The organism is Escherichia sp. WS3063 (genome assembly GCF_046486595.1).
Lineage (GTDB): Bacteria > Pseudomonadota > Gammaproteobacteria > Enterobacterales > Enterobacteriaceae > Escherichia > Escherichia coli.
The window spans coordinates 1-21,068 of the sequence record NZ_JBJQKY010000016.1; the positions used below are offsets into that span (position 1 = coordinate 1).

The following is a 21,068-nucleotide window of genomic DNA, read 5'->3' on the forward strand; positions in this document are numbered from 1 at the left end:
AAAATCGCGGAAGGGATGAAACAACAGCGCCTGACGGCGCTGTGTCTGGCATGCCTGCAATCCGGGAAACCGGACCAGGAAAAAACTTGCAGGCCATAACAGTATCTACGAGTTCAGTGCTCTACGTAGGCCGGATAAGGCGTTCACGCCGCATCCGGCATAAACTACGCTCGCTTTGTCAACACACAGCCCAGCCGATCACCGTTTGTAATCGATGGCTTCTGGCTGCTCCAGATATACGGTGGTTTGTGCCGGTTGTGTGCTGGCAATCACCTTGCCGCCACGTACCGAATAACGTACCGGAACCTGACGGCGCAGCGCATCAAACCCATTTTCAGCCGGCAGGATAATCAGGTTGGCGCTGTTTCCGGCGGCAATGCCGTAATCCTGCAAATTCAACGTCCTGGCACTGTGGTGGGTGATTAAATTCAGGCCATCGTTAATCTGCCCGTAGCCCATCAGCTGGCAAACATGCAGCCCCATATGCAGCACTTGCAGCATATTCGCCGTTCCCAGCGGATACCACGGATCGAAGACATCATCGTGACCAAAGCAGACGTTAATGCCGGACTCCAGCATCTCTTTAACGCGCGTGATGCCGCGACGTTTTGGATAGGTATCGAAACGTCCTTGCAGATGGATATTGACCAGCGGGTTGGCGACAAAGTTAATACCGGACATTTTCAGCAAGCGGAACAGGCGCGAGGTATACGCCCCGTTATAGGAGTGCATTGCCGTAGTGTGGCTGGCGCTGACTCGCGCGCCCATGCCTTCACGGTGCGCCAGGGCGGCAACGGTTTCAACAAAGCGCGACTGTTCGTCATCAATCTCATCACAGTGAACATCGATGAGACGGTCGTATTTTTGCGCCAGGGCGAAGGTTTTATGCAGCGACTCCACGCCATATTCACGGGTAAATTCAAAATGCGGAATCGCCCCCACTACGTCTGCCCCTAAGCGTAACGCCTCTTCCAGCAACGCTTCACCGTTGGGATACGACAAAATCCCTTCCTGCGGGAAGGCGACGATTTGCAGATCAATCCACGGCGCAACTTCCTGTTTCACTTCCAGCATCGCTTTCAACGCAGTCAGCGTTGCGTCGGAGACATCGACATGGGTACGCACATGCTGAATGCCGTTGGCAATCTGCCATTTCAGCGTTTGCCAGGCGCGTTGTTTCACATCGTCATGGGTTAATAACGCTTTGCGCTCGGCCCAGCGTTCAATGCCTTCAAACAGCGTGCCGGACTGATTCCAGTTCGGTTGTCCTGCGGTTTGCGTGGTGTCCAGGTGAATATGCGGCTCCACAAACGGCGGTATAACTAAACCTTGTTCGGCATCCAGGCTGTTTTCAGTTATGGGCATCACGCCGGATTGCGCATCAATGGCGCTGATTTTTCCGTCCTGCAGATAAATCTGCCACAGCCCCTCTTTGCCAGGTAACCGGGCGTTAATAATTGTTTGTAAAGCGTTATTCGACACTGTTAGCCTCCACATGCGTCATTGCTGCTGTCGTTTTACGATTCAAAATCGGGTTAAGGATCAGATAGCTCAGCGCGCCACCTAATACCGCGTTGACCGGAACAATTCCCGGTAACCAGTGGCCTGCGGCAATCCCCAAGGCGACCGCCAGAATCGCCACCCAATTGACACTCATCATACGCGTGGTCGCAAAGTGCTCATAGCGGCGACGGTTCATCAGATAGTCAGCGATGATCACGCCCCCTACCGGAGGAATAGCTGCCGAAAGGAAGGTCAGCCAGCCGACAAAATTGTTATACAGCCATAATGCGCAGACCGTACCGATAATACCGTTGATTACCGAAAGGGTTTTGCTCGACATCCCGGTAATGTTGGCGAAACCTAAGCCCGACGCATAGAGCGCGTTATCGTTGGTGGTCCAGATATTCAGCCCCAGCACCACAATCGCAGGCAGCAGCAGACCCTGAGCAATCATCACATCAGAGATATCCGCCATCCCCAGTGCCGCCGCGCCCGCTGCACCGAAAATAAACATCAACGAGTTGCCGAGGAAAAAGGCCACCATCGCCACCAGCACCGCCAGTTTGGCATTACGACCAAACCGGACAAAGTCAGCGGTGAGCGTGCCCGCACTGATAAATGACCCCACAACCAGCGCCAGCGCGACATTGAAATCTAACGGTTGTGCGGGAACGACCGCTTTTAATGCGTCCAGGCCGCCCATGCCGTTAACGGCCAACCACACGGAATAACCGCCAAGACAGGCGATAGCCGGAACTGCAATCACCGAAAGAACCGTCAGCGCCGAAATGCCAAAGAAGACGGTTACGGTCATCAGTAAACCGGAAACGGCAATCAGCAAATTAATATCCAGCCCGGTTGCCTTGCCCACCGGAATAGCAAACATCGCCACGCCAACGCCAAACCAGCCAACCTGAGTTCCGCCCAGTAGCAGTGAAGGCAGCCATGAGCCTTTAACACCAAAAGAGAAGCGAGCAAGAAGATGAGTGGTCAGGCCGGTTTTTGCGCCAATGTAACCAAGAAATGAAGTGTAAATACCGAGGAGAAGATTACCGATGAGGACTGCGAGGAAGAAATCATGATAGCTAAGACCGGTTCCGAGAGTGCCGCCGGTCCACATACTGGCGGAAAAGAAGGTTAATCCCAGCATGACGAACGTCAATGCCAACACCCCTTTCCGCGCCGACTGCGGGACTGGCCCCTGGCTAAAGTTGTTATCTTGCGACACGAAATTCCCCCTTTTTGCTGTTTGAAACCCAAAAAATCCGCCGCATTCTATTCATCTGAAGATAAAAAGCAATCGTTTTCGTGGGGAAATATATTTTTTATATGAATGAGTGCAAAAAGGTGGGGGAAAAATTATCGGTGTAAAAACAGTGGGTAGGCATAATAAGACGCGGTAAACGTCGCATCAGGCATCGGCGCATGGTGTCGGATGCGCCAGGCGACGCATCCGACAATAACCTACTCTTCCATCGCCTGGCGGATCTGATCCAACGACGCTGGATCATCAATGGTCGTCAGATCTCCAGGATCGCGTCCTTCGCAAATCGCCTGGATCGTGCGGCGCAGCATTTTTCCGGATCGCGTTTTTGGCAATTGCGAGACAAACCAGACGTGCGCCGGGCGGCCAAAGTTGCCAATCTGGCTGTCCACCAGCGCCATAATCGCCTTCTCTTGCGAATGCGCCACCTCACGATCTTCCAGACTGTCGCTCTCTTTCGGAATGACAAACGCCACCGCCACCTGCCCTTTCAGCGCATCTTTCACCCCAACCACCGCCACTTCGGCAACGCCCGGATGACTGGAGATACTCTCTTCAATCTCGCGCGTCCCCAGCCGATACCCGGCAACGTTAATTACATCGTCAGTGCGCCCGAGAATAAAGTGATAACCGTCAACGTCACGGATGCCCCAGTCAAAGGTGGCGTACACCGGGCGGGAAAACAGCGACCAGTACGTCTTCACAAAGCGGTCGTCGTCGCCCCAGATGGTCTGAATACACCCCGGCGGCAGCGGCCCTTCCACCACCAGCATCCCTTTCTCGTTGACGCCACACGGTTCGCCGGTGACTTCATTAAGCAACTGCACGTTATAGCCATACATCGGCACGCCGGGGCTTCCCAGACGCGTCTGCCTGTCGTCCAGACCGCGAGCAATCGCCATAATCGGCCAGCCGGATTCGGTCTGCCAGTAGTTGTCGATGACCGGCACATCCAGCGTATTGCTCACCCAACTGGCGGTCGGCTCGTCCAGCGGTTCTCCAGCCAGATAGAGCACTTCCAGCGACGAGAGATCGTGTTTGCGAATTTCAGCGGTAGGGAATTTTTTCAGCACGCGAATGGCGGTCGGCGCTGAGAACATCCGGCTAACCTGATATTTCTCGACGATTTTCCACCACACACCGCAGTCCGGCCAGATCGGTAATCCTTCGTAAACGATAGTCGCCATCCCCGCCAGCAGCGGCGCGTAGACGATATACGAATGCCCCACCACCCAGCCGATATCCGAAGCACAAAAGAACACACCGCCCGCTTTGCCGCCAAAAATGGTGTCCATCGAGGTCGCCAGCGCCACCGCATATCCGCCGACGTCACGCTGCACGCCTTTAGGTTTGCCGGTCGTGCCGGAGGTGTAGAGAATGCAGGAGGTTTCGTTGGATTCCAGCCACGCTACCGGCACCCGCGCGCCGATGTGTTGATGGCGCAATGACGCGAAATCGACATCCCGCCCGCTGACGCGCGCCATTTTCGCCAGCCCGCGATCCACCAGCAAAACGTGGCGCGGCTGATGCTGCGCCTGACTTATCGCATCGTCGAGCAATTTTTTATAAGGAATGATTTTGCCACCGCGCGCTCCGGCATCTGCCGAGACAATCAGCACCGGTTTAGCGTCATCAATCCGCGCCGCCACGCTGTGCGAGGCAAATCCACCAAACACCACCGAGTGAATAGCGCCAATGCGCGCGCAGGCCAGCAGAGTAATATGCGCTTCGGCAATCATCGGCATATACACCAGCACCCGATCGCCACGCTGCACGCCCAGTGAGCGCAGCATTGACGCCACTGCGTTCACTTCGTCATGCAGCTGACGAAAGGTAAAGGTGCGCTCTTCTTCTGTTTCCGAAGAGACGGCAATCAGCGCCAGCGCCTCTGGCTGTTTCTCCAGCCAGCGGTCGATAGCGTTGTGACACAAGTTGGTTCGGCCTTCACAAAACCAACGGGCAAACGGCGGATTGCTGTGATCAAGCGTTTGCGTAAAGGGCGTCTGCCAGTCAATACGCCGGGCCTGCTCGGCCCAGAACTTCTCCGGTTCGTTAATCGAACGCTGATAAAATTCGCTAAAAGACATAATGCTCTCCTGTTGAACTTACGCCTTACCGCTGTTTGCTTAAATGACGTACAGGTCGAGATACTCATTGACCGGCATCTGTTCCAGGCGAGTTCTGTCGAGAGAAACCTCCAGAATGCGCTGCTGTTGGCGAGTCGGGAACTGGCGCGCGAGATTGATTTTGAATTTATCGACCAGCTTCGGAATTCCATCCTGACGGCGGCGAGCATGACCAATGGGGTACTCCACCACCACTTCTTCAAAGCGCGTGCCGTCGGTGAACTCAAGGGTTATGGCATTGGCGATGGCGCGTTTTTCCGGGTCGTGGTAGTCAGCGGTAAACGCCGGATCTTCAAAGCAATTGATCTTCTCGCGCAGGGCGTCGATGCGTTTATCTTGCGCAACGTTGTCCTCGTAATCTGCCGCCGTTAAGCGCCCGAACAGCAGCGGGATCGCCACCATGTACTGAATGCAGTGGTCGCGGTCAGCCGGGTTATTGAGCGGCCCTTTTTTGTCGATGATGCGAATACAGGCTTCGTGGGTGCGAATGGTCACTTTTTCGATATCCGCCGCCGTTTTGCCTGCTGCCTGCATCTGTTCATAGAGCGTCATCGCCGCTTCAACTGCCGCCTGGGAGTGGAACTCCGCCGGGAAGGAGATTTTGAACAGCACATTTTCCATGACGTAGGAACCGTACGGACGCTGGAAGCGGAATGACTCACCTTTAAAGGAGACGTCGTAGAAACCCCACACCGGCGCGGTCAGGGCTGACGGGTAACCCATTTCGCCCGTTTTCGCCATCAGCGCCAGACGTACCGCGCGGGATGTAGCATCGCCCGCCGCCCAGGATTTACGCGTGCCGGTGTTCGGCGCATGGCGGTAGGTGCGCAGCGACTGTCCGTCTACCCATGCCAGCGAAACGGCGTTGAGGATTTCATCACGGGTCAGGCCAAGCATTTCGGCGACCACGGCGGTGGAAGCCACTTTCACTAACAGAACGTGGTCAAGGCCGACGCGATTAAAGGAGTTTTCCAGCGCGATGCAGCCCTGAATTTCATGGGCTTTAATCATTGCGGTCAGCACCTGTTTCATGGTCAACGGGGCTTTGCCGCTGGCGACCGCGTTGCGTGAAAGCCAGTCTGCCGTTGCCAAAATACCGCCGAGGTTGTCGGAAGGATGCCCCCACTCCGCCGCCAGCCAGGTATCGTTGAAATCGAGCCAACGGATCATCGCGCCGATGTTAAATGCCGCCTGGACGGGGTCGAGCTGGAACTGAGTTCCGGGGACGCGCACGCCGTTAGGTACGACGGTGCCGGGGACAATTGGCCCCAGCAGTTTTTTACAGGCTGGGTATTCGAGAGCTTCAAGACCGCAGCCGAGCGTGTCGAGCAGGCAGTAATGTGCGGTGTCGTAGGCTACTCTGGAGCTGATTTCGTAGTTCATCACGTAATCGACGATATCAACGATTTCACGATCAAATTCCGGGCGGATGTTGTTGATTTGAGCTGACATTGGGTACGTTTCCTTATTGTTATTCGTAGAGGTTTACTGGCGCTTATCCAGCGCGACAAACGGGCGGTCTTCCGGTCCAACATAATTGGCGGAAGGACGGATAATTTTGTTGTCCTGACGTTGTTCGATAATGTGCGCCGCCCAGCCGGTGACGCGGGCGATAACAAACAGTGGTGTGAACATCTCGGTGGGAACGCCCATCATGTTGTAGGAAACAGCGGAGAACCAGTCGAGATTGGGGAACATCTTTTTGCTCTCCCACATCACCGTTTCCAGGCGATCGGCGATGTTGTACATCTTCAGCGAACCGCCTTCCTGCGAGAGCTGCTTCGCCACGCGTTTGATCACCTGATGACGCGGGTCAGCGATGGTATAAACCGGATGTCCAAAACCAATCACCACTTCTTTGTTTTCCACGCGCTTGCGGATATCGGCTTCGGCTTCGTCCGGCGTTTCGTAGCGTTGCTGGATCTCCAGCGACACTTCATTCGCCCCGCCGTGCTTCGGCCCGCGCAGTGCACCAATCGCGCCAATAATGGCGGAATACATATCAGAGCCGGTGCCCGCAATCACCCGGCTGGTAAAGGTGGAGGCGTTAAACTCGTGTTCGGCGTACAGCACCAGCGAAATATGCATCGCCTTTTCCCAGCTTTGCGACGGCTTTTCGCCATGCAGCAGATGCAGGAAGTGACCGCCGATGGAGTCGTCATCGGTTTCCGGCTGAATGCGTTCGCCGTTGTGGCTGTAGTGATACCAGTAGAGAAGAATCGAGCTAAGTGACGCCAGCAGTTTGTCGGCAATATCCCGCGCACCAGATACAGTGTGCCCCTCTTTTTCCGGCAGTGTGCAGCCGAGCGCGGAAACGCCGGTGCGCATAACATCCATCGGGTGTGACGCCGCCGGTAAGGCTTCCAGCACGGTACGCACGTTAGCCGGTAAACCACGCAGGGCTTTCAGTTTCGTTTTGTAAGCGGCGAGTTCGTCACGGGTTGGCAGTTTGCCGTGGATCAGCAGGTGCGCCACTTCTTCAAATTCACAATGTTCCGCCAGATCAAGAATATCGTAGCCACGGTAATGCAGGTCGTTGCCGCTTTTACCCACGGTGCAGAGCGCCGTATTGCCCGCCGGAACGCCGGAAAGTGCCACCGATTTTTTCGGTTTAATGACATGGGTACTGTTTTGCAGGATCGTTGTGTCGCTCATATTGTCCTCGTCATTGTTATCATTTGTAGGGTCGAGATTGTTGTCGGATGCGACGCTATGCGTCTTATCCGACCTACAGTTCAGTTCACCTCGTAGGCCTGATAAGTCGCGTCAGCGGCGCATCAGGCATCGGTTGTCGAATACAACCAACGGGCGTTTTTATTTCACCTGACCACGGGCAAACAGGTCGTCGAGCTTCTCTTCGTACTGGTAGTAGTTGATGCTTTCGTACAGCTCGTTGCGGGTCTGCATGGTGTCGATGACGCTTTTCTGCGTGCCTTCCTGACGCAGGACGTTGTAGACATGTTCAGCGGCGCGGTTCATGGCACGGAACGCTGAAAGCGGGTACAGCGCCATTGCGACATGGGCGCTGCGTAATTCGTCGGTGGTAAACAGCGGTGTTGCGCCAAATTCGGTGATGTTGGCGAGGATCGGCACCTGCACCGCATCGGCAAACTGGCGGTACATGGCGAGTTCGGTAATCGCCTCCGGGAACAACATCTCGGCACCCGCTTCAACATAGGCCTGCGCGCGCTCGATCGCGGCGTCCAGCCCCTCTACCGCCAGCGCATCGGTGCGCGCCATGATCACAAAATCAGGATCGGTTTTCGCATCCACCGCCGCGCGGATCCGATCCACCATCTCCTCTTTCGAGACAATCGCTTTGTTCGGACGATGACCGCAGCGTTTCGCACCAACCTGATCTTCAATATGCAATCCTGCCGCACCGGCTTTAATCATCGATTTCACGGTGCGCGCCACGTTAAAGGCCGAAGAACCAAAACCGATATCCGCATCCACCAGCAGCGGCAGCGAACAAACGTCGGTAATACGGCGAATATCTGTCAGCACGTCATCAAGAGTAGAAATACCGAGATCCGGCAGCCCCAGCGACCCTGCCGCCACGCCACCGCCGGAAAGATAAATCGCCTGATATCCGGCACGCCGCGCCAGCAGCGCATGGTTAGCGTTGATGGTGCCAACAATCTGCAATGGATTTTCTTTAGTCAGTGCAGCGCGAAACGCTTTACCTGGAGAGTGTAGAGACATAGCCCATCCTTTGTTATCAACTTGTTATTTGCGTTAATAAACACAAAGCAAGGGGTGTGCCACAATTGACTGAATAAAATTAAATGTTTAATTTCAATTTGTTAGAGATAAAGTCATGAAGTAATCCGCAAATATGTGTTTCAGTTAACGTTTCAGGCAATGTTTCACCGCGTTTCATTGCAACAATTATGAAACAAGGCTAAACCCAATATTCGGTTTCTTAACTTTGCGGTGCGCTATGGCACATCCACCACGGCTGAATGACGACAAACCGGTTATCTGGACGGTATCGGTGACGCGCCTGTTCGAGCTGTTTCGCGATATCAGCCTCGAGTTTGATCACCTGGCGAACATTACCCCTATTCAGCTTGGCTTTGAAAAAGCAGTGACCTATATCCGCAAGAAACTGGCAAACGAACGCTGCGACGCCATCATCGCCGCTGGCTCTAACGGCGCATATCTTAAAAGCCGCCTGTCAGTGCCAGTTATTTTGATTAAACCGAGCGGCTACGATGTGTTACAGGCACTGGCAAAAGCCGGAAAACTCACCTCTTCTATCGGCGTTGTCACTTATCAGGAAACTATTCCGGCACTGGTGGCGTTTCAAAAAACCTTTAATTTGCGCCTCGACCAACGTAGCTACATTACCGAAGAAGACGCGCGCGGGCAGATTAACGAGCTGAAAGCTAACGGCACCGAAGCGGTGGTCGGCGCGGGGCTGATTACCGATCTGGCAGAAGAAGCCGGAATGACCGGAATTTTTATCTATTCCGCCGCCACCGTGCGCCAGGCATTCAGCGATGCGCTGGATATGACGCGCATGTCGTTACGCCATAACACTCACGATGCCACCCGCAACGCTCTGCGTACTCGTTACGTGCTGGGCGATATGCTCGGTCAATCACCACAGATGGAACAGGTACGGCAGACTATTTTGCTGTATGCCCGCTCCAGTGCGGCGGTGTTGATTGAGGGGGAAACGGGGACGGGCAAAGAGCTGGCGGCCCAGGCGATTCATCGGGAATATTTTGCCCGCCACGATGCGCGACAGGGCAAAAAGTCGCATCCGTTTGTTGCCGTCAACTGCGGGGCGATTGCCGAATCGCTGCTGGAAGCGGAGCTGTTTGGCTATGAGGAAGGAGCGTTTACCGGCTCGCGACGTGGAGGTCGCGCCGGGCTGTTCGAAATTGCCCACGGCGGTACGCTGTTTCTGGATGAGATTGGCGAAATGCCGCTACCTTTGCAGACTCGCCTGTTACGGGTGCTGGAAGAAAAAGAGGTCACCCGCGTCGGCGGGCATCAGCCTGTTCCGGTGGATGTGCGAGTCATTAGCGCCACTCACTGCAATCTGGAAGAAGATATGCGGCAAGGGGAGTTTCGCCGTGATCTGTTTTATCGGCTGAGTATTTTGCGTCTGCAATTGCCACCACTGCGCGAGCGGGTGACGGATATTCTGCCGCTGGCGGAAAGCTTTTTGAAAGTGTCTCTGGCGGCGCTCTCCGCCCCGTTTTCTGCCGCATTACGCCAGGGGTTACAGGCAAGCGAAACCGTGCTGGTGCACTACGACTGGCCGGGAAATATTCGTGAACTGCGCAATATGATGGAGCGACTGGCGCTGTTTTTAAGTGTGGAACCGACGCCGGATTTAACGCCGCAATTTTTGCAGCTGCTACTGCCGGAACTGGCGCGCGAGTCGGCGAAAACTCCCGCTCCACGCTTACTGACACCACAACAGGCACTGGAGAAATTTAAAGGCGATAAAACAGCAGCGGCGAATTATTTAGGTATCAGCCGGACGACGTTCTGGCGGCGGCTGAAAAGCTGAACTGCCGAATGCAGCGCGAACGCTTTATCCGGCATAAATTTCAATAGATGATCGCCGATAAACTTACGCATCGGGGATGTTTATATAGGGTTCAGAATTACTTCTTCTTATAAATATCCGCCGTGCCGTGGATCTTATTGTCAGTCTGACCAGAGGTCAGCACCAACACATCAGCCCCTTTTTCATCCGCTTTTTTGATCAGATCTTCTTTCGCATCTGCGGTCGACATTTCATTACTGGTTGAAATATCACCTATTTTTTCATATTGCGATGCAACCTTTTCAAATTCCGCTTTGGTCATTAATTCTGCGGCATAGACATTGGTAACGGCAAACGCTAACGCACCGACTAACATTTTAGAGATTATTTTCATATTACGGCTCCAGAGTTGTTATCACACTATCACCCACCCACATTATTGGGTTGATTAATAATTAGTTCAGTCAGGGCATAAACGCCAGTAACCGGAAATAAGACACTTTGTGATCTCTCTCGCACCCGATTATTTTTGGTAGAAATATGATGAAGTTACTTCACTTATTTATGGATGAAATCACTATGGATCCTTTGCACGCCGTTTATCTGACCGTAGGACTGTTCGTGATTACTTTTTTTAATCCGGGAGCCAATCTCTTTGTGGTAGTACAAACCAGCCTGGCTTCCGGTCGACGCGCAGGAGTGCTGACCGGACTGGGCGTGGCGCTGGGCGATGCATTTTATTCCGGGTTGGGTTTGTTTGGTCTTGCAACGCTAATTACGCAGTGTGAGGAGATTTTTTCGCTTATCAGAATCGTCGGCGGCGCTTATCTCTTATGGTTTGCGTGGTGCAGCATGCGCCGCCAGTCAACACCGCAAATGAGCACACTACAACAACCGATTAACGCCCCCTGGTATGTCTTTTTTCGCCGCGGATTAATTACCGATCTCTCTAACCCGCAAACCGTGTTATTTTTTATCAGTATTTTCTCAGTAACATTAAATGCCGAAACACCAACATGGGCACGTTTAATGGCCTGGGCGGGGATTGTGCTCGCATCAGTTATCTGGCGAGTCTTTCTTAGTCAGGCGTTTTCTTTGCCTGCTGTGCGTCGTGCTTATGGGCGTATGCAACGCGTTGCCAGTCGGGTTATTGGTGCAATTATTGGTGTATTCGCGCTACGCCTGATTTACGAAGGGGTGACGCAGCGGTGAGCAGATAATTTACTCTCTACGTAATCAACCTGATTTGCCGGATCCCGACCATCGGCGATGATAGCCCCCGTAATGCGTGGTCCTTATTTCCGATAAGTTTACTTGAGTCTTTAGCTTCCCATTTCAGCCCACTCTCCCCTGTGTGGGCTTTTTTCATTGCTTTGACCCGTCCTGAATAGCCAAACAATGGCAATGTTTCACTTTGCAGGGATGATAATAAGGGGATCTGATTCAGAAGAGTTATGAAAAGTTGGACCGCCATCGAGGCCTCGAACCCCGTACCATACAACAATCCTGGTTGTCGTCTGCTCTTCCTGATGAGCTAATGGCGGTTTTTGATATGAGCCTTACAGCATATTTTCTGTCAGGCTTGAGTGCGATACGTAAGATACAGAAAAGACCCCACACAAACATGATGGAATTATGATTTTTTTCATATGAATGTCAACCCACACATTCACAAAACATCTGCATGAGATCATTTTTTTATACACCGTATAGCTGCGAAACCACTGCTGATGCTTTTTTAAGCGAAGCGTCGCCGATCACAACAAAATATCGGCGAAAAAGGCGGTGGAATGCCATTTGGCATACGGATATACAGATGAAATGATCACCTGCTTTGCGATTCACTCTCTGGTGGAATAACAACTCGCAGGTGGAACCCTTTCTGAACTAAAGAGTGTAGCGGATTTTAACGTGCTTATTTACAGGATAATATCTGTCACCTAATTCCTGCACTCTATTAGATATCCATTCATTTAATCGCGCATCATCTCTGTATGTTTTTACGTCCAGAACAGAGAGCAATAACCTCACCAGTGATTCAGGAAAAACAGGGTAGATATTTTTTAAGTGTAATAATAATCCATGCGCAAGCGCCTGCTTAATGGGCGCGTCGGTCTCCGGGATAGACGACATTTCGCGAAGCCATTTTTCCACATGCATACACTCTTTCCCTTTAGGGAAAAGTCTCAGCAAAGGCATATGGTGTTCAAGAAGAATACATTTGCAATCTGTTCGCACTGAATCGATAAACTGCACTAATTTCTTAAGCCCGGTAAAGCGTCCAGCCTGCACATTTGCTTTAATATCAAGAAACGCATCATCCTGGTCATATACCCAAACTGTCCCTTTTTGATTTTCAAGTATGCGAAAAACAAACTTAACCGGGTGATCAGGGTAATCCATCCAGTCATAAAATCCAGGGAAATCATTAAACTGCACATTTATGGTGAGTGCGTTATCGTCTGACCACTCACAGTCTCGCACGGCTGCCATAAGATGAATGAGTTTGTCATCATCGACTAAATCATCACGACAATCATAAGGATAATCATAATATTGTTTAATCAAAACCTTGAATATATCGACACAGGAAACCAGAGAGCTTTTGATATCCTCCGGTAACTGGTTGTTTTTAACCGTATTAAGTATGCTTTGTTGCGTATATGGCATCAAATTATTGTGTGGAGCTTTTAATGATATCATCGCGATCTCTCTTAAATAAAAATAAACGTCGCAGATAATAAAGCTCTGATTAAACCAGGCACTATCAGAAATCGCTCATAACTAACGTGTGAAGTATTGTGTCCTGGAGGGAGTTAATTTAACAATTTGAATTTACGTTATAGGTTTTACTGCTACTTTGATATTATTTCGCTCTCCTTAACTAAAAAGTTAAGTGGAGAGCGAAGTTAATATGTTAAACCACAGGATATTTATTAATTGTTTCAGTCTGTTAGTGTGCGATTATCGATAACAAAACGATATTTCACATCTCCTCGCAGCATTCGCTCATAGGCTTCATTAATTTGATCGGCCCGAATCATCTCTATATCAGCCACGATGCCATGTTCGGCGCAAAAATCGAGCATCTCCTGAGTTTCTGGAATGCCGCCAATCATAGAACCGGCTATCGCACGGCGTTTCATGATCAGGTTGAAAACTTCCGGCGATTTATGCGGTGTCGCAGGCGCACCAACCAGCGTCATGGTGCCATCGCGCTTCAGCAAGGTGGTAAAATCGTCGAGATTATGTGGCGCAGCTACTGTATTCAAAATGAAATCGAAACTCTTCAGATGAGTCGCCATCTCATCGGCATTGCGTGAGTTAACAACTTCATCGGCCCCCAGGGCTTTTGCCGCTTCGCGTTTTGACTCAGACGTGGTAAACGCCACCACATGCGCCCCCATCGCGTGGGCCAGCTTGATCCCCATATGTCCCAGACCGCCGATGCCAACCACGCCCACTTTTTTACCCGGCCCGGCCTGCCAGTGACGTAGCGGCGAATACGTGGTGATCCCTGCACACAACAAAGGAGCCACCGCCGCCAGCTGCTCTTGCGGGTGACGAATACGCAAAACATATCGCTCATGAACGACGATCTGTTGTGAGTAGCCGCCCAGAGTATGGCCCGGTTCGTCCGGCGTCGGCGAGTTATAGGTGCCGGTCATGTGATCACAGTAGTTTTCCAGCCCGTCTTCACACTCTTCACAATGTTTACAACTGTCGACAATACAGCCGACACCGACCAGATCGCCCGGCGCATGTTTTTCTACCTGATCACCAACGGCTACCACACGCCCCACAATTTCATGACCCGGCACGCAGGGGTAAACCGTCCCCGCCCACTCGGAACGGACCTGGTGGATATCGGAATGGCAGACGCCACAGTAAGCGATTTCAATTTTGACATCATGCGGTCCCGGTTCACGCCGGGTAATATCCATCGGTTCCAGCGGTTGTTTAGCGGAATATGCACCAACAGCTCTGATCTTCATTGTGTTTACTCCTGATTAGCTATGTGTATTTGGCGATGCCTGATATGTCATCGCGGCAAAACGCGTCCATTGAATATAGCCAATATTTAAACCACCCGATCCAGCCCCAACATGCCGCGAGCCTGAATGAAACAGAGCAGCAACGTTCCCCATAAGGCGAGCGCCTATAAGTGTGATATTTGCTATCCGTAAAAGACAAAAATCGGCAAAACTGATGATATTTTCACGTAGACAAATAGTTATCTACACAACGTCAATAAGGGCATATTCTTCAAAGATAATGTCCATTTCTGCCGACACACTCATACTCAGGCCGCCCCACTCCCTGGGGCTTAAATCTCTTACTGTTCACCGTTGCAGATATATCAAGTTCGTATCAACCTGCCACACTCCCCCACACCAGTTGCCCTTTATGGAACGTTGCGGTTCTCGGCGAGATACGCGCCACCGCCTCGGCGGAACAGGAGGCGTCCACCAGCACAAAGCTGGCGTCATCCTGCGCTTTGGGCCACACGCGCTCGCCTTTTTCGTTGAGCGGCAATACATCGCCAGTGGCTAAAAACAGCGAACGGGACAAATTCTGTTCGTTAGGACGAATATAGAGCTGCGCGTAGAGATTGGCTTTTTCCAGCATGTCGCCCAGGCCGTAGGGAGACCAGTGGTCGATAACGCTGTCGGTGCCGGTCATGACTTGTACGCCTTTGTCGTGCAACTGTTTGAGCGGCATATGCAGCGTGCCAATCGGCACCGTCGAGGCGATAGAAATTTGCTGCGCCGCCATCCGGTGCGCCAGTTCATCTACCTGTTGCTCATTGAGCGTTGCCAACGCAAAGGCGTGACTGATGGTCAGCTTGCCCTTCAGCTGTGGCGTTTTCTCTACCGTTTCAACCATATAATTGATGGCTGCCACGCCCGACGGAGTGGTTTCGTGCAGGTGAATATCGACGCCTTTGTCGTAGTCCAGCGCAATCTGGAACATGGTGTCGAGGGATTTTTCCATCGCGCCATCGACACTGGTCGGGTCCAGTCCGCCGACGTAATGCGCACCCGCCTGCATCGCTTCGCGCATTAAGGGTTCTGATTTCGACAGCAGCAAACCGTGCTGCGGGAAGGCGACAATTTCACACTCGAAGCCCGCCTGACGTCGCGCCAGAACCGCCTGCAAATTTTGCAGATTTTTCAGGCCGGAAACCGGTTCGATATTGCAGTGGCTGCGGGCAATGGTGGTGCCTTTCGACTGCAATAAATCGATCAGTTTTTCCGCCCGCTCCTGCGTGTACGGTTGTAACTCCGGCAGCATTTTCTGCTCGAGTTTGATCATGTCCTGGATGGTGGTGCCTGCCGGGCGATTGAGCGAGCGCCACGGCCCGCCGTAGAAAGTTTTGTCGAGATGAATATGCATGTCGCGGGTGGTGGGCAGCATCAACTTACCGCCTGCGTCATAGTGCGGCAGCGTGGCCTCCGGATGCTGCTTGTTCTCGCGCAGGGCAACAATTTTGCCGTTCTGAATCTCTACGGTCTGGTGCGCCGTGCGGGTCTGCACCGCCACACCGTTTTCGTAGTCAAAACCGGTTTCCAGCAGCACGTTGTCGAGATAGTAGTGCGGGTCAGTGATTTTCATGGTGTTATTTGCCTCGCAGTGGGTTGTGCCAGAGACTGCCGCATGGGCGAGCGGCACTGAGGTACCAAACAGCGCGGCGGCGGTAACCATCTTACCGCTCTGGCTCAGAAATTCACGGCGGCTATTGTTTTCTTTCATCTTACGTCCTTAGGTTTTAATAATATGGGTGCCCGTTTCGCCGCGTAGCGCCGCAGGCAGGCATTCCGGCGTGGTGATAATCACTTTTTTACCGCCCTGCTCCAGGAACGTCAGGCTGGCGATGATTTTTGGCAACATGCTGCCGGGTGGGAAATGCCCTTCCTGCATATAGCGGGTCATGGTGGCAATATCCACCCGATCCAGCACCTGCTGCTGCGGTTTGCCAAAGTGAATACACACTTTTTCGACGCCAGTGGTGATCACCAGAATGTCGGCGTGAATTTCACGGGCCAATAGCGCGGTAGAGAGATCTTTGTCGATAACCGCGTCCACGCTTTGATAATCTCCCGCTTCGGTGCGCACCACAGGAATTCCACCGCCGCCCGCGCCAATCACCACAAAGCCTTGTTGGATCAGCGCCTTAATGGCAGGTGCTTCGACAATACGTTTCGGTTCCGGCGAGGCGACCACGCGGCGATAGCCCCGTCCGGCATCTTCAACAAAACGCCAGTCAGGGTTTGCCTTTTGTAGTTCGTCACGCTGGCTTTCACTAAAGAATGCGCCGATGGGCTTGGTGGGATGGGCAAACCCCGGATCGTTTTTATCCACTTCCACCTGAGTCACCACGGTGACGGCTTTTTTCTCGCCGTGACGCGCCAGCCGGTTATTCAGCGCCTGCTGGATCAGATAGCCAATGCCGCCTTGCGTATCCGCCACACAGTTCGCCAGCGGCGTTAAGGGCAGCCCTTCGCGCTCGTGGGCAATCTCCGCGCGGCGTAAATCCAAACCGACCTGCGGTCCGTTGCCGTGGGTCAGCACAATGTCGTAATCGGAAGCCAGCATTTCCAGCACCGTATCGGCGACGGCCTTCACCGCCTCCGCCTGATGCTCAATCGACTGGCTGGCGTTATCTTTGATAATGCTGTTGCCACCAATGGCAACGACCACAAGTTCTTTCATGTTGTTATGTCCGCTACAGAGGGTGATGGGGTTATGAGAGTGAGGTTGCCCTTCTCCCCAAAAGGGAGAAGGTATCGTAAGGTGCGGTTGGAGGGTCAGACGCCGTAACGTTCGCACCAGCCAAGAATGGCTTTCTCGAAGCAGGCGAAGGGTGGATGCACAATGCCCGCGCCAATCATGCCGACGCCCGCATCTTTATGGGCAATGGCGGTGTTGATCACCGGCAGAATGCCGCTGCTACCCACGCGGGTGATGTCGATTGCCGACGGCACGCCCATAAAACCGAGCAGCGGAATGGTCACGTTGGGGTTTTCGCCGAGAGTGATTTCGCGCATCTGACGGGAGAAATCGATAGCCTCTTCCACCGTACCGCCCACCAGCGCGACGATTGCAGGCGCGGTCGCCATAGCAAATCCGCCAATGCCGTAGGTTTCGGTGATGGCGCTGTCGCCGATATCCAGCCCCGAATCTTCCGGCTTATAACCGGCAAACATCGGGCCGATCACCTGCTGCGCCGGACCGGTAAACCATTGCCCCGGTAATCCGCTGACCCGCAGACCGAACTCGACGCCGTTACGCGCCATGGTGGTCACCACAGTGCTGTATTCGATGCCGTGCGCCGCATCCATCGCCGCTTTACACATCGCCATCCACGTCGGGCCGGAGAAGTAGTCACTGCTGGCGACAAACTCAAACACTTCGCGCTGTTGCTCGACGGAGTAGCCCGCCTGAATAATCCCCGGCGTCAGCGCCTGAATCAGCAGCGTCGTCCCGGCGTTATTGCGGTTATGGCACTCATCGCCCATATGCAGCGCCTGCGCCAGCATTAAGCGCAGATCGATTTCGCCGATAATTTTCATCGCGTCGCGCAGCATGGGTCCCTGCACATCGCGCATCCAGTTGAGGCGGTCGATCACGCTCTGGTCATTAGCGCCCATACGCAAAATCTTCGCCATCTGCTCGCTCATGTTGGTATAAGCGATGTTGCCGTAGGTTTTGTTTTTCACGATGTGCATAAACATCGAGGCCGAGGTGACGCCCGCCATCGATCCCACACAGTCGTGCTCGTGGCACGGCGAGAAAGTGATCTCACCGGAAGCCGCCAGTTCAGCCGCCTCGTCGAGATCTTTCGCCAGCCCTTCGAACACCAGCGCCCCGGTGACCGCGCCTTTCATCGCGCCGCACATTTTTTCCCAGGTGACCGGCGGCCCGGCGTGAAGAATGGTTTTCGGCGTCATGCCCGGCACCACGTTAATCGCCTGATCAAAACCAATCAGCACCGGATGTGACTGAATAATGCGTTCCAGCGCCTGCTGGTTAGCGGCGGCGATTTTGTCTGCCAGCGGCGAATCGGCAATGTTGTCCAGCGCCTGCACCACCTGCATATTGCCCTGCCCCGGCGGCGTCCAGTCGAGTTGAGTCACTTCTACATGCTGCTTTTTCAAATCATCGCTAAACATGGCGATGCCGACGTTAATAACGTTCAACGGTTGGCTAAACAGTGACGGGCTCATCAGGCTTCCTCCCCTTTGCAGATAAATTCACGCGCCAGCAATCCGGTATTGGTGCTGCTGCTCGCCAGAATCACTCCGGCATCAAGCAGCATCTGGCTTTGTTGTTCTAATGATGGCGTATCAAGATCGGTACCCAGCACATAGGCGAGAATGATCAACTCGCGTCCTTCGGCAGCGGCGATCGCTTTCGCCTCTTTGATCGCCTCGATGGTGGAACCGACCGGATCTTCATGCGATCCAAACCCGAGCACAAAATCCATCACGATCACCGCCACTTCTGGATCGCGCGCTTCTTCGATCAACCGGCTGATGCGGTTGGTCGGGTCAATCATTGGATGCGGCTTGCCGTTGGTAAAATCGTCATCGCCAAAGTCGAGGAAGGTATGTTTGACGCAGCGGTTGATATCTTTCAGGCGGAATTCAGGATCGGGCTGGATGTTGCTGTAGACATCGCCGTGTTTTTCCATCACCGCGAACATGGTTTCGTCACACAGCGTACCGCCGCAGAACAGGCCACGAATGTATTTCTGTTGTGGCTTCAGGCGAGCGCGCACGTCAGCAATCAATGGCTGGTTCAGGGTATGCAGATCGAGATGTTCCTGTTTCACGCCGGAGAGCATTACCGCTTTCAGCGCCGCTTCTTTGCTGCCGCGAGCAAACTGTAGCCCCTGCTCATCCACTGGCGTTTCGCCACGACCGAGGAAGCAGACCACCACCGGCTTGCGGCAGGCACGTGCGCGTTCCAGCACTTTGCGGGCCACCGCAGGCGCAGGCGGTTTGGAGATAAGCACAATGATTTCAGTTTGCGGATCGTTTTCCAGCATCCCGATGGCATCGAGCATCATCAGACCGCCGATTTTCTCGCTCAGGTCGCGCCCGCCGGTGCCAATCAGTTGCGAAACGCCGCCGCAAAATTCATGGATACGGACGCTCAGTTCCTGGCTGCCGGTGCCAGATGCGCCAACAATGCCGATGTTGCCGCGACGCACGGCGTTACCAAAGCAGAGCGCCGCGCCGTTGATAATCGCCGTACCGCAGTCTGGCCCCATCATCAGCAGCCCTTTTTCGTGGGCCAACTGTTTGAGCGCCAGTTCATCTTCAACTGAGACGTTATCGGAAAACAGCATCACGTTAAGATCGTTTTGCAGCGCCTGACGCGCTTCGCGAGCGGCAAACAGACCGTTGACCGAAATCACCGCCAGGTTACTTTCCGGGATATGCTTTTTGGCGCTGGCAATAGTGGCATAGCGTGCTTCATGTGAACCAGTTTGAGCTTTGGTGTTGAACAGTTCTTCAATCTCCACCAGCAACTGCTCGTTGTCTGCGCCCGCTTTGCCGTTGATGACAATCATCAGGTCGCCGTTTTTCGCCTGCTCCAGTTCCGGCGTCAGCAGCCCTAAATTCTTCAGCACGCCTTTGTTCATTTCGGTCGCCATCGCCACAAATGCCTGCTCGACGCCGTCGAGTTTATTTGCACGCGTGGAGATAGACATCAGCGAGACAGAATCAAAATAGGTATTCGGTTTAATGACTATTTTAACTGACATAATTCCCTCCGTAGGTTTGGCTCAGCGCACAACCATCGGCCATGCCATACAGCATGTCGCAGCCGGAACTGGAGCCAATATGTTTAATTTTTTCTATTGCCTGAGTTGCGTTCCCAGGGATGTCATAAATAATGTTATGAATAAAACGATGAATATTTTCCCGGCAGCGTTGTTGTAATGCGGCTTCCAGCGTTATGGCACTTAATAACGTGGTATTATTTCTGCCGCGTTGCAGACCGAGATAAAATTCCTCTTTGTATTTTTCCGCCGGATGTCCGGAAATAAATAAAATAAGCGCCAGACCTGTTAAATAATCGTCGGCTGATGGCGTAAGGCCAATCCCTAAGCCCATCATACTGGCGACTGCTGAGGCGATATTTTGTTTATCGTTTACGGCCTGAATAACTGCCCGTCGTTTAATATGTAATTCTTTATTTAACGCCTGATAAAACGGATTATCGCCGCAATAATTAAACAGGGTTTCATTTTCCCCCAGGTGCTGATGAATAATGTCATGCCACTGTTGCCAGACGATAAGGTGAAAATTCACAGCGGTCATTTGCAAGGTTGGGGACAGCCAACGCTGGCAATGACTCATCTCTATATGAAGATGTTGACCAACCGTAATGCCTTGATCGTCAAACTGAACCTTATCACCATGATGGAACAGACCATTAAAGTGAGTGAGTGCCAACCGACAACTGTTTGGCGCATTGTCGTACTCTTCACAAAGCAGCGTCAGCAACTGCTGGCGGGCCGGAAGTGCGATATTTACCGCTCTGGCAAAGACCTGTTCAACCTGTCCTTGCCCCCGCTGCGCCAGAAAATCCGCATCCGCAGTTAGCGCCCACACACACCGTCTTTCTGGTGTGTTGATAGCAAGCCTCCCGG

At 53.0% G+C, this 21,068-nt stretch carries 17 protein-coding genes and 1 pseudogene; 2 read left to right on the forward strand and 16 right to left on the reverse strand.

Translation table 11 applies throughout. The features are described 5' to 3' along the window. Positions 1-198: 198 nt before the first annotated feature. The 6 genes from codA to prpB form a co-directional block, all read right to left on the reverse strand. Positions 199-1,482, reverse strand: coding sequence for a cytosine/isoguanine deaminase (gene codA / locus ACJHYW_RS15705; RefSeq protein ID WP_001361815.1), 1,284 nt, complete (start codon positions 1,480-1,482; stop codon positions 199-201). Further along, complete coding sequence (codB, locus tag ACJHYW_RS15710) at positions 1,472-2,731, reverse strand: cytosine permease (RefSeq protein WP_000076233.1); 1,260 nt, start codon at positions 2,729-2,731, stop codon at positions 1,472-1,474. Before codB ends, codA begins: the two co-directional genes overlap by 11 nt. A 236-nt stretch (positions 2,732-2,967) precedes the next feature. Then, positions 2,968-4,854, reverse strand: coding sequence for a propionate--CoA ligase (prpE, locus tag ACJHYW_RS15715; protein WP_410233368.1), 1,887 nt, complete (start codon positions 4,852-4,854; stop codon positions 2,968-2,970). A gap of 39 nt (positions 4,855-4,893) precedes the next feature. Then, positions 4,894-6,345: a 2-methylcitrate dehydratase gene (gene prpD, locus ACJHYW_RS15720; protein ID WP_061092855.1), complete on the reverse strand. Its 1,452-nt coding sequence runs from the start codon at positions 6,343-6,345 to the stop codon at positions 4,894-4,896. Positions 6,346-6,378: 33 nt separating this feature from the next. After that, positions 6,379-7,548, reverse strand: a complete 1,170-nt coding sequence (gene prpC / locus ACJHYW_RS15725; protein ID WP_001285908.1) for a 2-methylcitrate synthase — start codon at positions 7,546-7,548, stop codon at positions 6,379-6,381. Between the two features lie 159 nt (positions 7,549-7,707). Next, positions 7,708-8,598: a methylisocitrate lyase gene (gene prpB / locus ACJHYW_RS15730; RefSeq protein WP_000052211.1), complete on the reverse strand. Its 891-nt coding sequence runs from the start codon at positions 8,596-8,598 to the stop codon at positions 7,708-7,710. A 238-nt stretch (positions 8,599-8,836) separates the two neighbouring features. Between prpB and prpR the strand changes: the two genes are divergently transcribed. Next, positions 8,837-10,423 (forward strand): propionate catabolism operon regulatory protein PrpR, encoded by a 1,587-nt coding sequence (gene prpR, locus ACJHYW_RS15735; protein WP_000941046.1) that lies wholly within the window; start codon positions 8,837-8,839, stop codon positions 10,421-10,423. Positions 10,424-10,520: 97 nt separating this feature from the next. On the opposite strand, the gene yahO is transcribed toward prpR, so the two are convergent. Next, positions 10,521-10,796 (reverse strand): DUF1471 family periplasmic protein YahO, encoded by a 276-nt coding sequence (gene yahO, locus ACJHYW_RS15740; RefSeq protein WP_000691950.1) that lies wholly within the window; start codon positions 10,794-10,796, stop codon positions 10,521-10,523. Positions 10,797-10,942: 146 nt separating this feature from the next. Here yahO and ACJHYW_RS15745 point away from each other — a divergent pair, with 146 nt between their 5' ends. Next, positions 10,943-11,614, forward strand: coding sequence for a LysE family transporter (locus ACJHYW_RS15745; RefSeq protein WP_000976969.1), 672 nt, complete (start codon positions 10,943-10,945; stop codon positions 11,612-11,614). 16 nt (positions 11,615-11,630) lie between these two features. On the opposite strand, the gene yahM is transcribed toward ACJHYW_RS15745, so the two are convergent. The 9 genes and pseudogenes from yahM to ACJHYW_RS15790 form a co-directional block, all read right to left on the reverse strand. Further along, positions 11,631-11,876 (reverse strand): protein YahM, encoded by a 246-nt coding sequence (yahM, locus tag ACJHYW_RS15750; protein ID WP_000290598.1) that lies wholly within the window; start codon positions 11,874-11,876, stop codon positions 11,631-11,633. A gap of 413 nt (positions 11,877-12,289) precedes the next feature. Beyond that, positions 12,290-13,105 (reverse strand): protein YahL, encoded by an 816-nt coding sequence (gene yahL, locus ACJHYW_RS15755; RefSeq protein ID WP_001361813.1) that lies wholly within the window; start codon positions 13,103-13,105, stop codon positions 12,290-12,292. 242 nt (positions 13,106-13,347) lie between these two features. Beyond that, positions 13,348-14,397 carry an NADPH-dependent aldehyde reductase YahK gene (yahK, locus tag ACJHYW_RS15760; RefSeq protein WP_000701856.1) on the reverse strand — a complete coding sequence of 350 codons (1,050 nt, stop codon included), beginning with the start codon at positions 14,395-14,397 and terminating at the stop codon, positions 13,348-13,350. A gap of 86 nt (positions 14,398-14,483) precedes the next feature. Continuing rightward, a pseudogene (locus ACJHYW_RS15765) lies at positions 14,484-14,558 on the reverse strand (hypothetical protein); the annotation flags it as partial. A gap of 215 nt (positions 14,559-14,773) precedes the next feature. Next, positions 14,774-16,156 carry an amidohydrolase family protein gene (locus ACJHYW_RS15770; protein WP_000662422.1) on the reverse strand — a complete coding sequence of 461 codons (1,383 nt, stop codon included), beginning with the start codon at positions 16,154-16,156 and terminating at the stop codon, positions 14,774-14,776. Positions 16,157-16,165: 9 nt separating this feature from the next. Next, complete coding sequence (locus tag ACJHYW_RS15775; RefSeq protein ID WP_000661639.1) at positions 16,166-17,116, reverse strand: carbamate kinase family protein; 951 nt, start codon at positions 17,114-17,116, stop codon at positions 16,166-16,168. Positions 17,117-17,211: 95 nt separating this feature from the next. Next, on the reverse strand, positions 17,212-18,630 hold the full coding sequence (locus ACJHYW_RS15780; RefSeq protein WP_000075088.1) for a DUF1116 domain-containing protein: 1,419 nt from the start codon (positions 18,628-18,630) through the stop codon (positions 17,212-17,214). Beyond that, complete coding sequence (gene fdrA / locus ACJHYW_RS15785; RefSeq protein WP_000111805.1) at positions 18,630-20,177, reverse strand: acyl-CoA synthetase FdrA; 1,548 nt, start codon at positions 20,175-20,177, stop codon at positions 18,630-18,632. Before fdrA ends, ACJHYW_RS15780 begins: the two co-directional genes overlap by 1 nt. Next, on the reverse strand, positions 20,167-21,030 hold the full coding sequence (locus ACJHYW_RS15790) for a DUF2877 domain-containing protein (RefSeq protein ID WP_001361812.1): 864 nt from the start codon (positions 21,028-21,030) through the stop codon (positions 20,167-20,169). The genes fdrA and ACJHYW_RS15790 overlap by 11 nt, the downstream gene beginning before the upstream one ends. Positions 21,031-21,068: the final 38 nt, after the last annotated feature.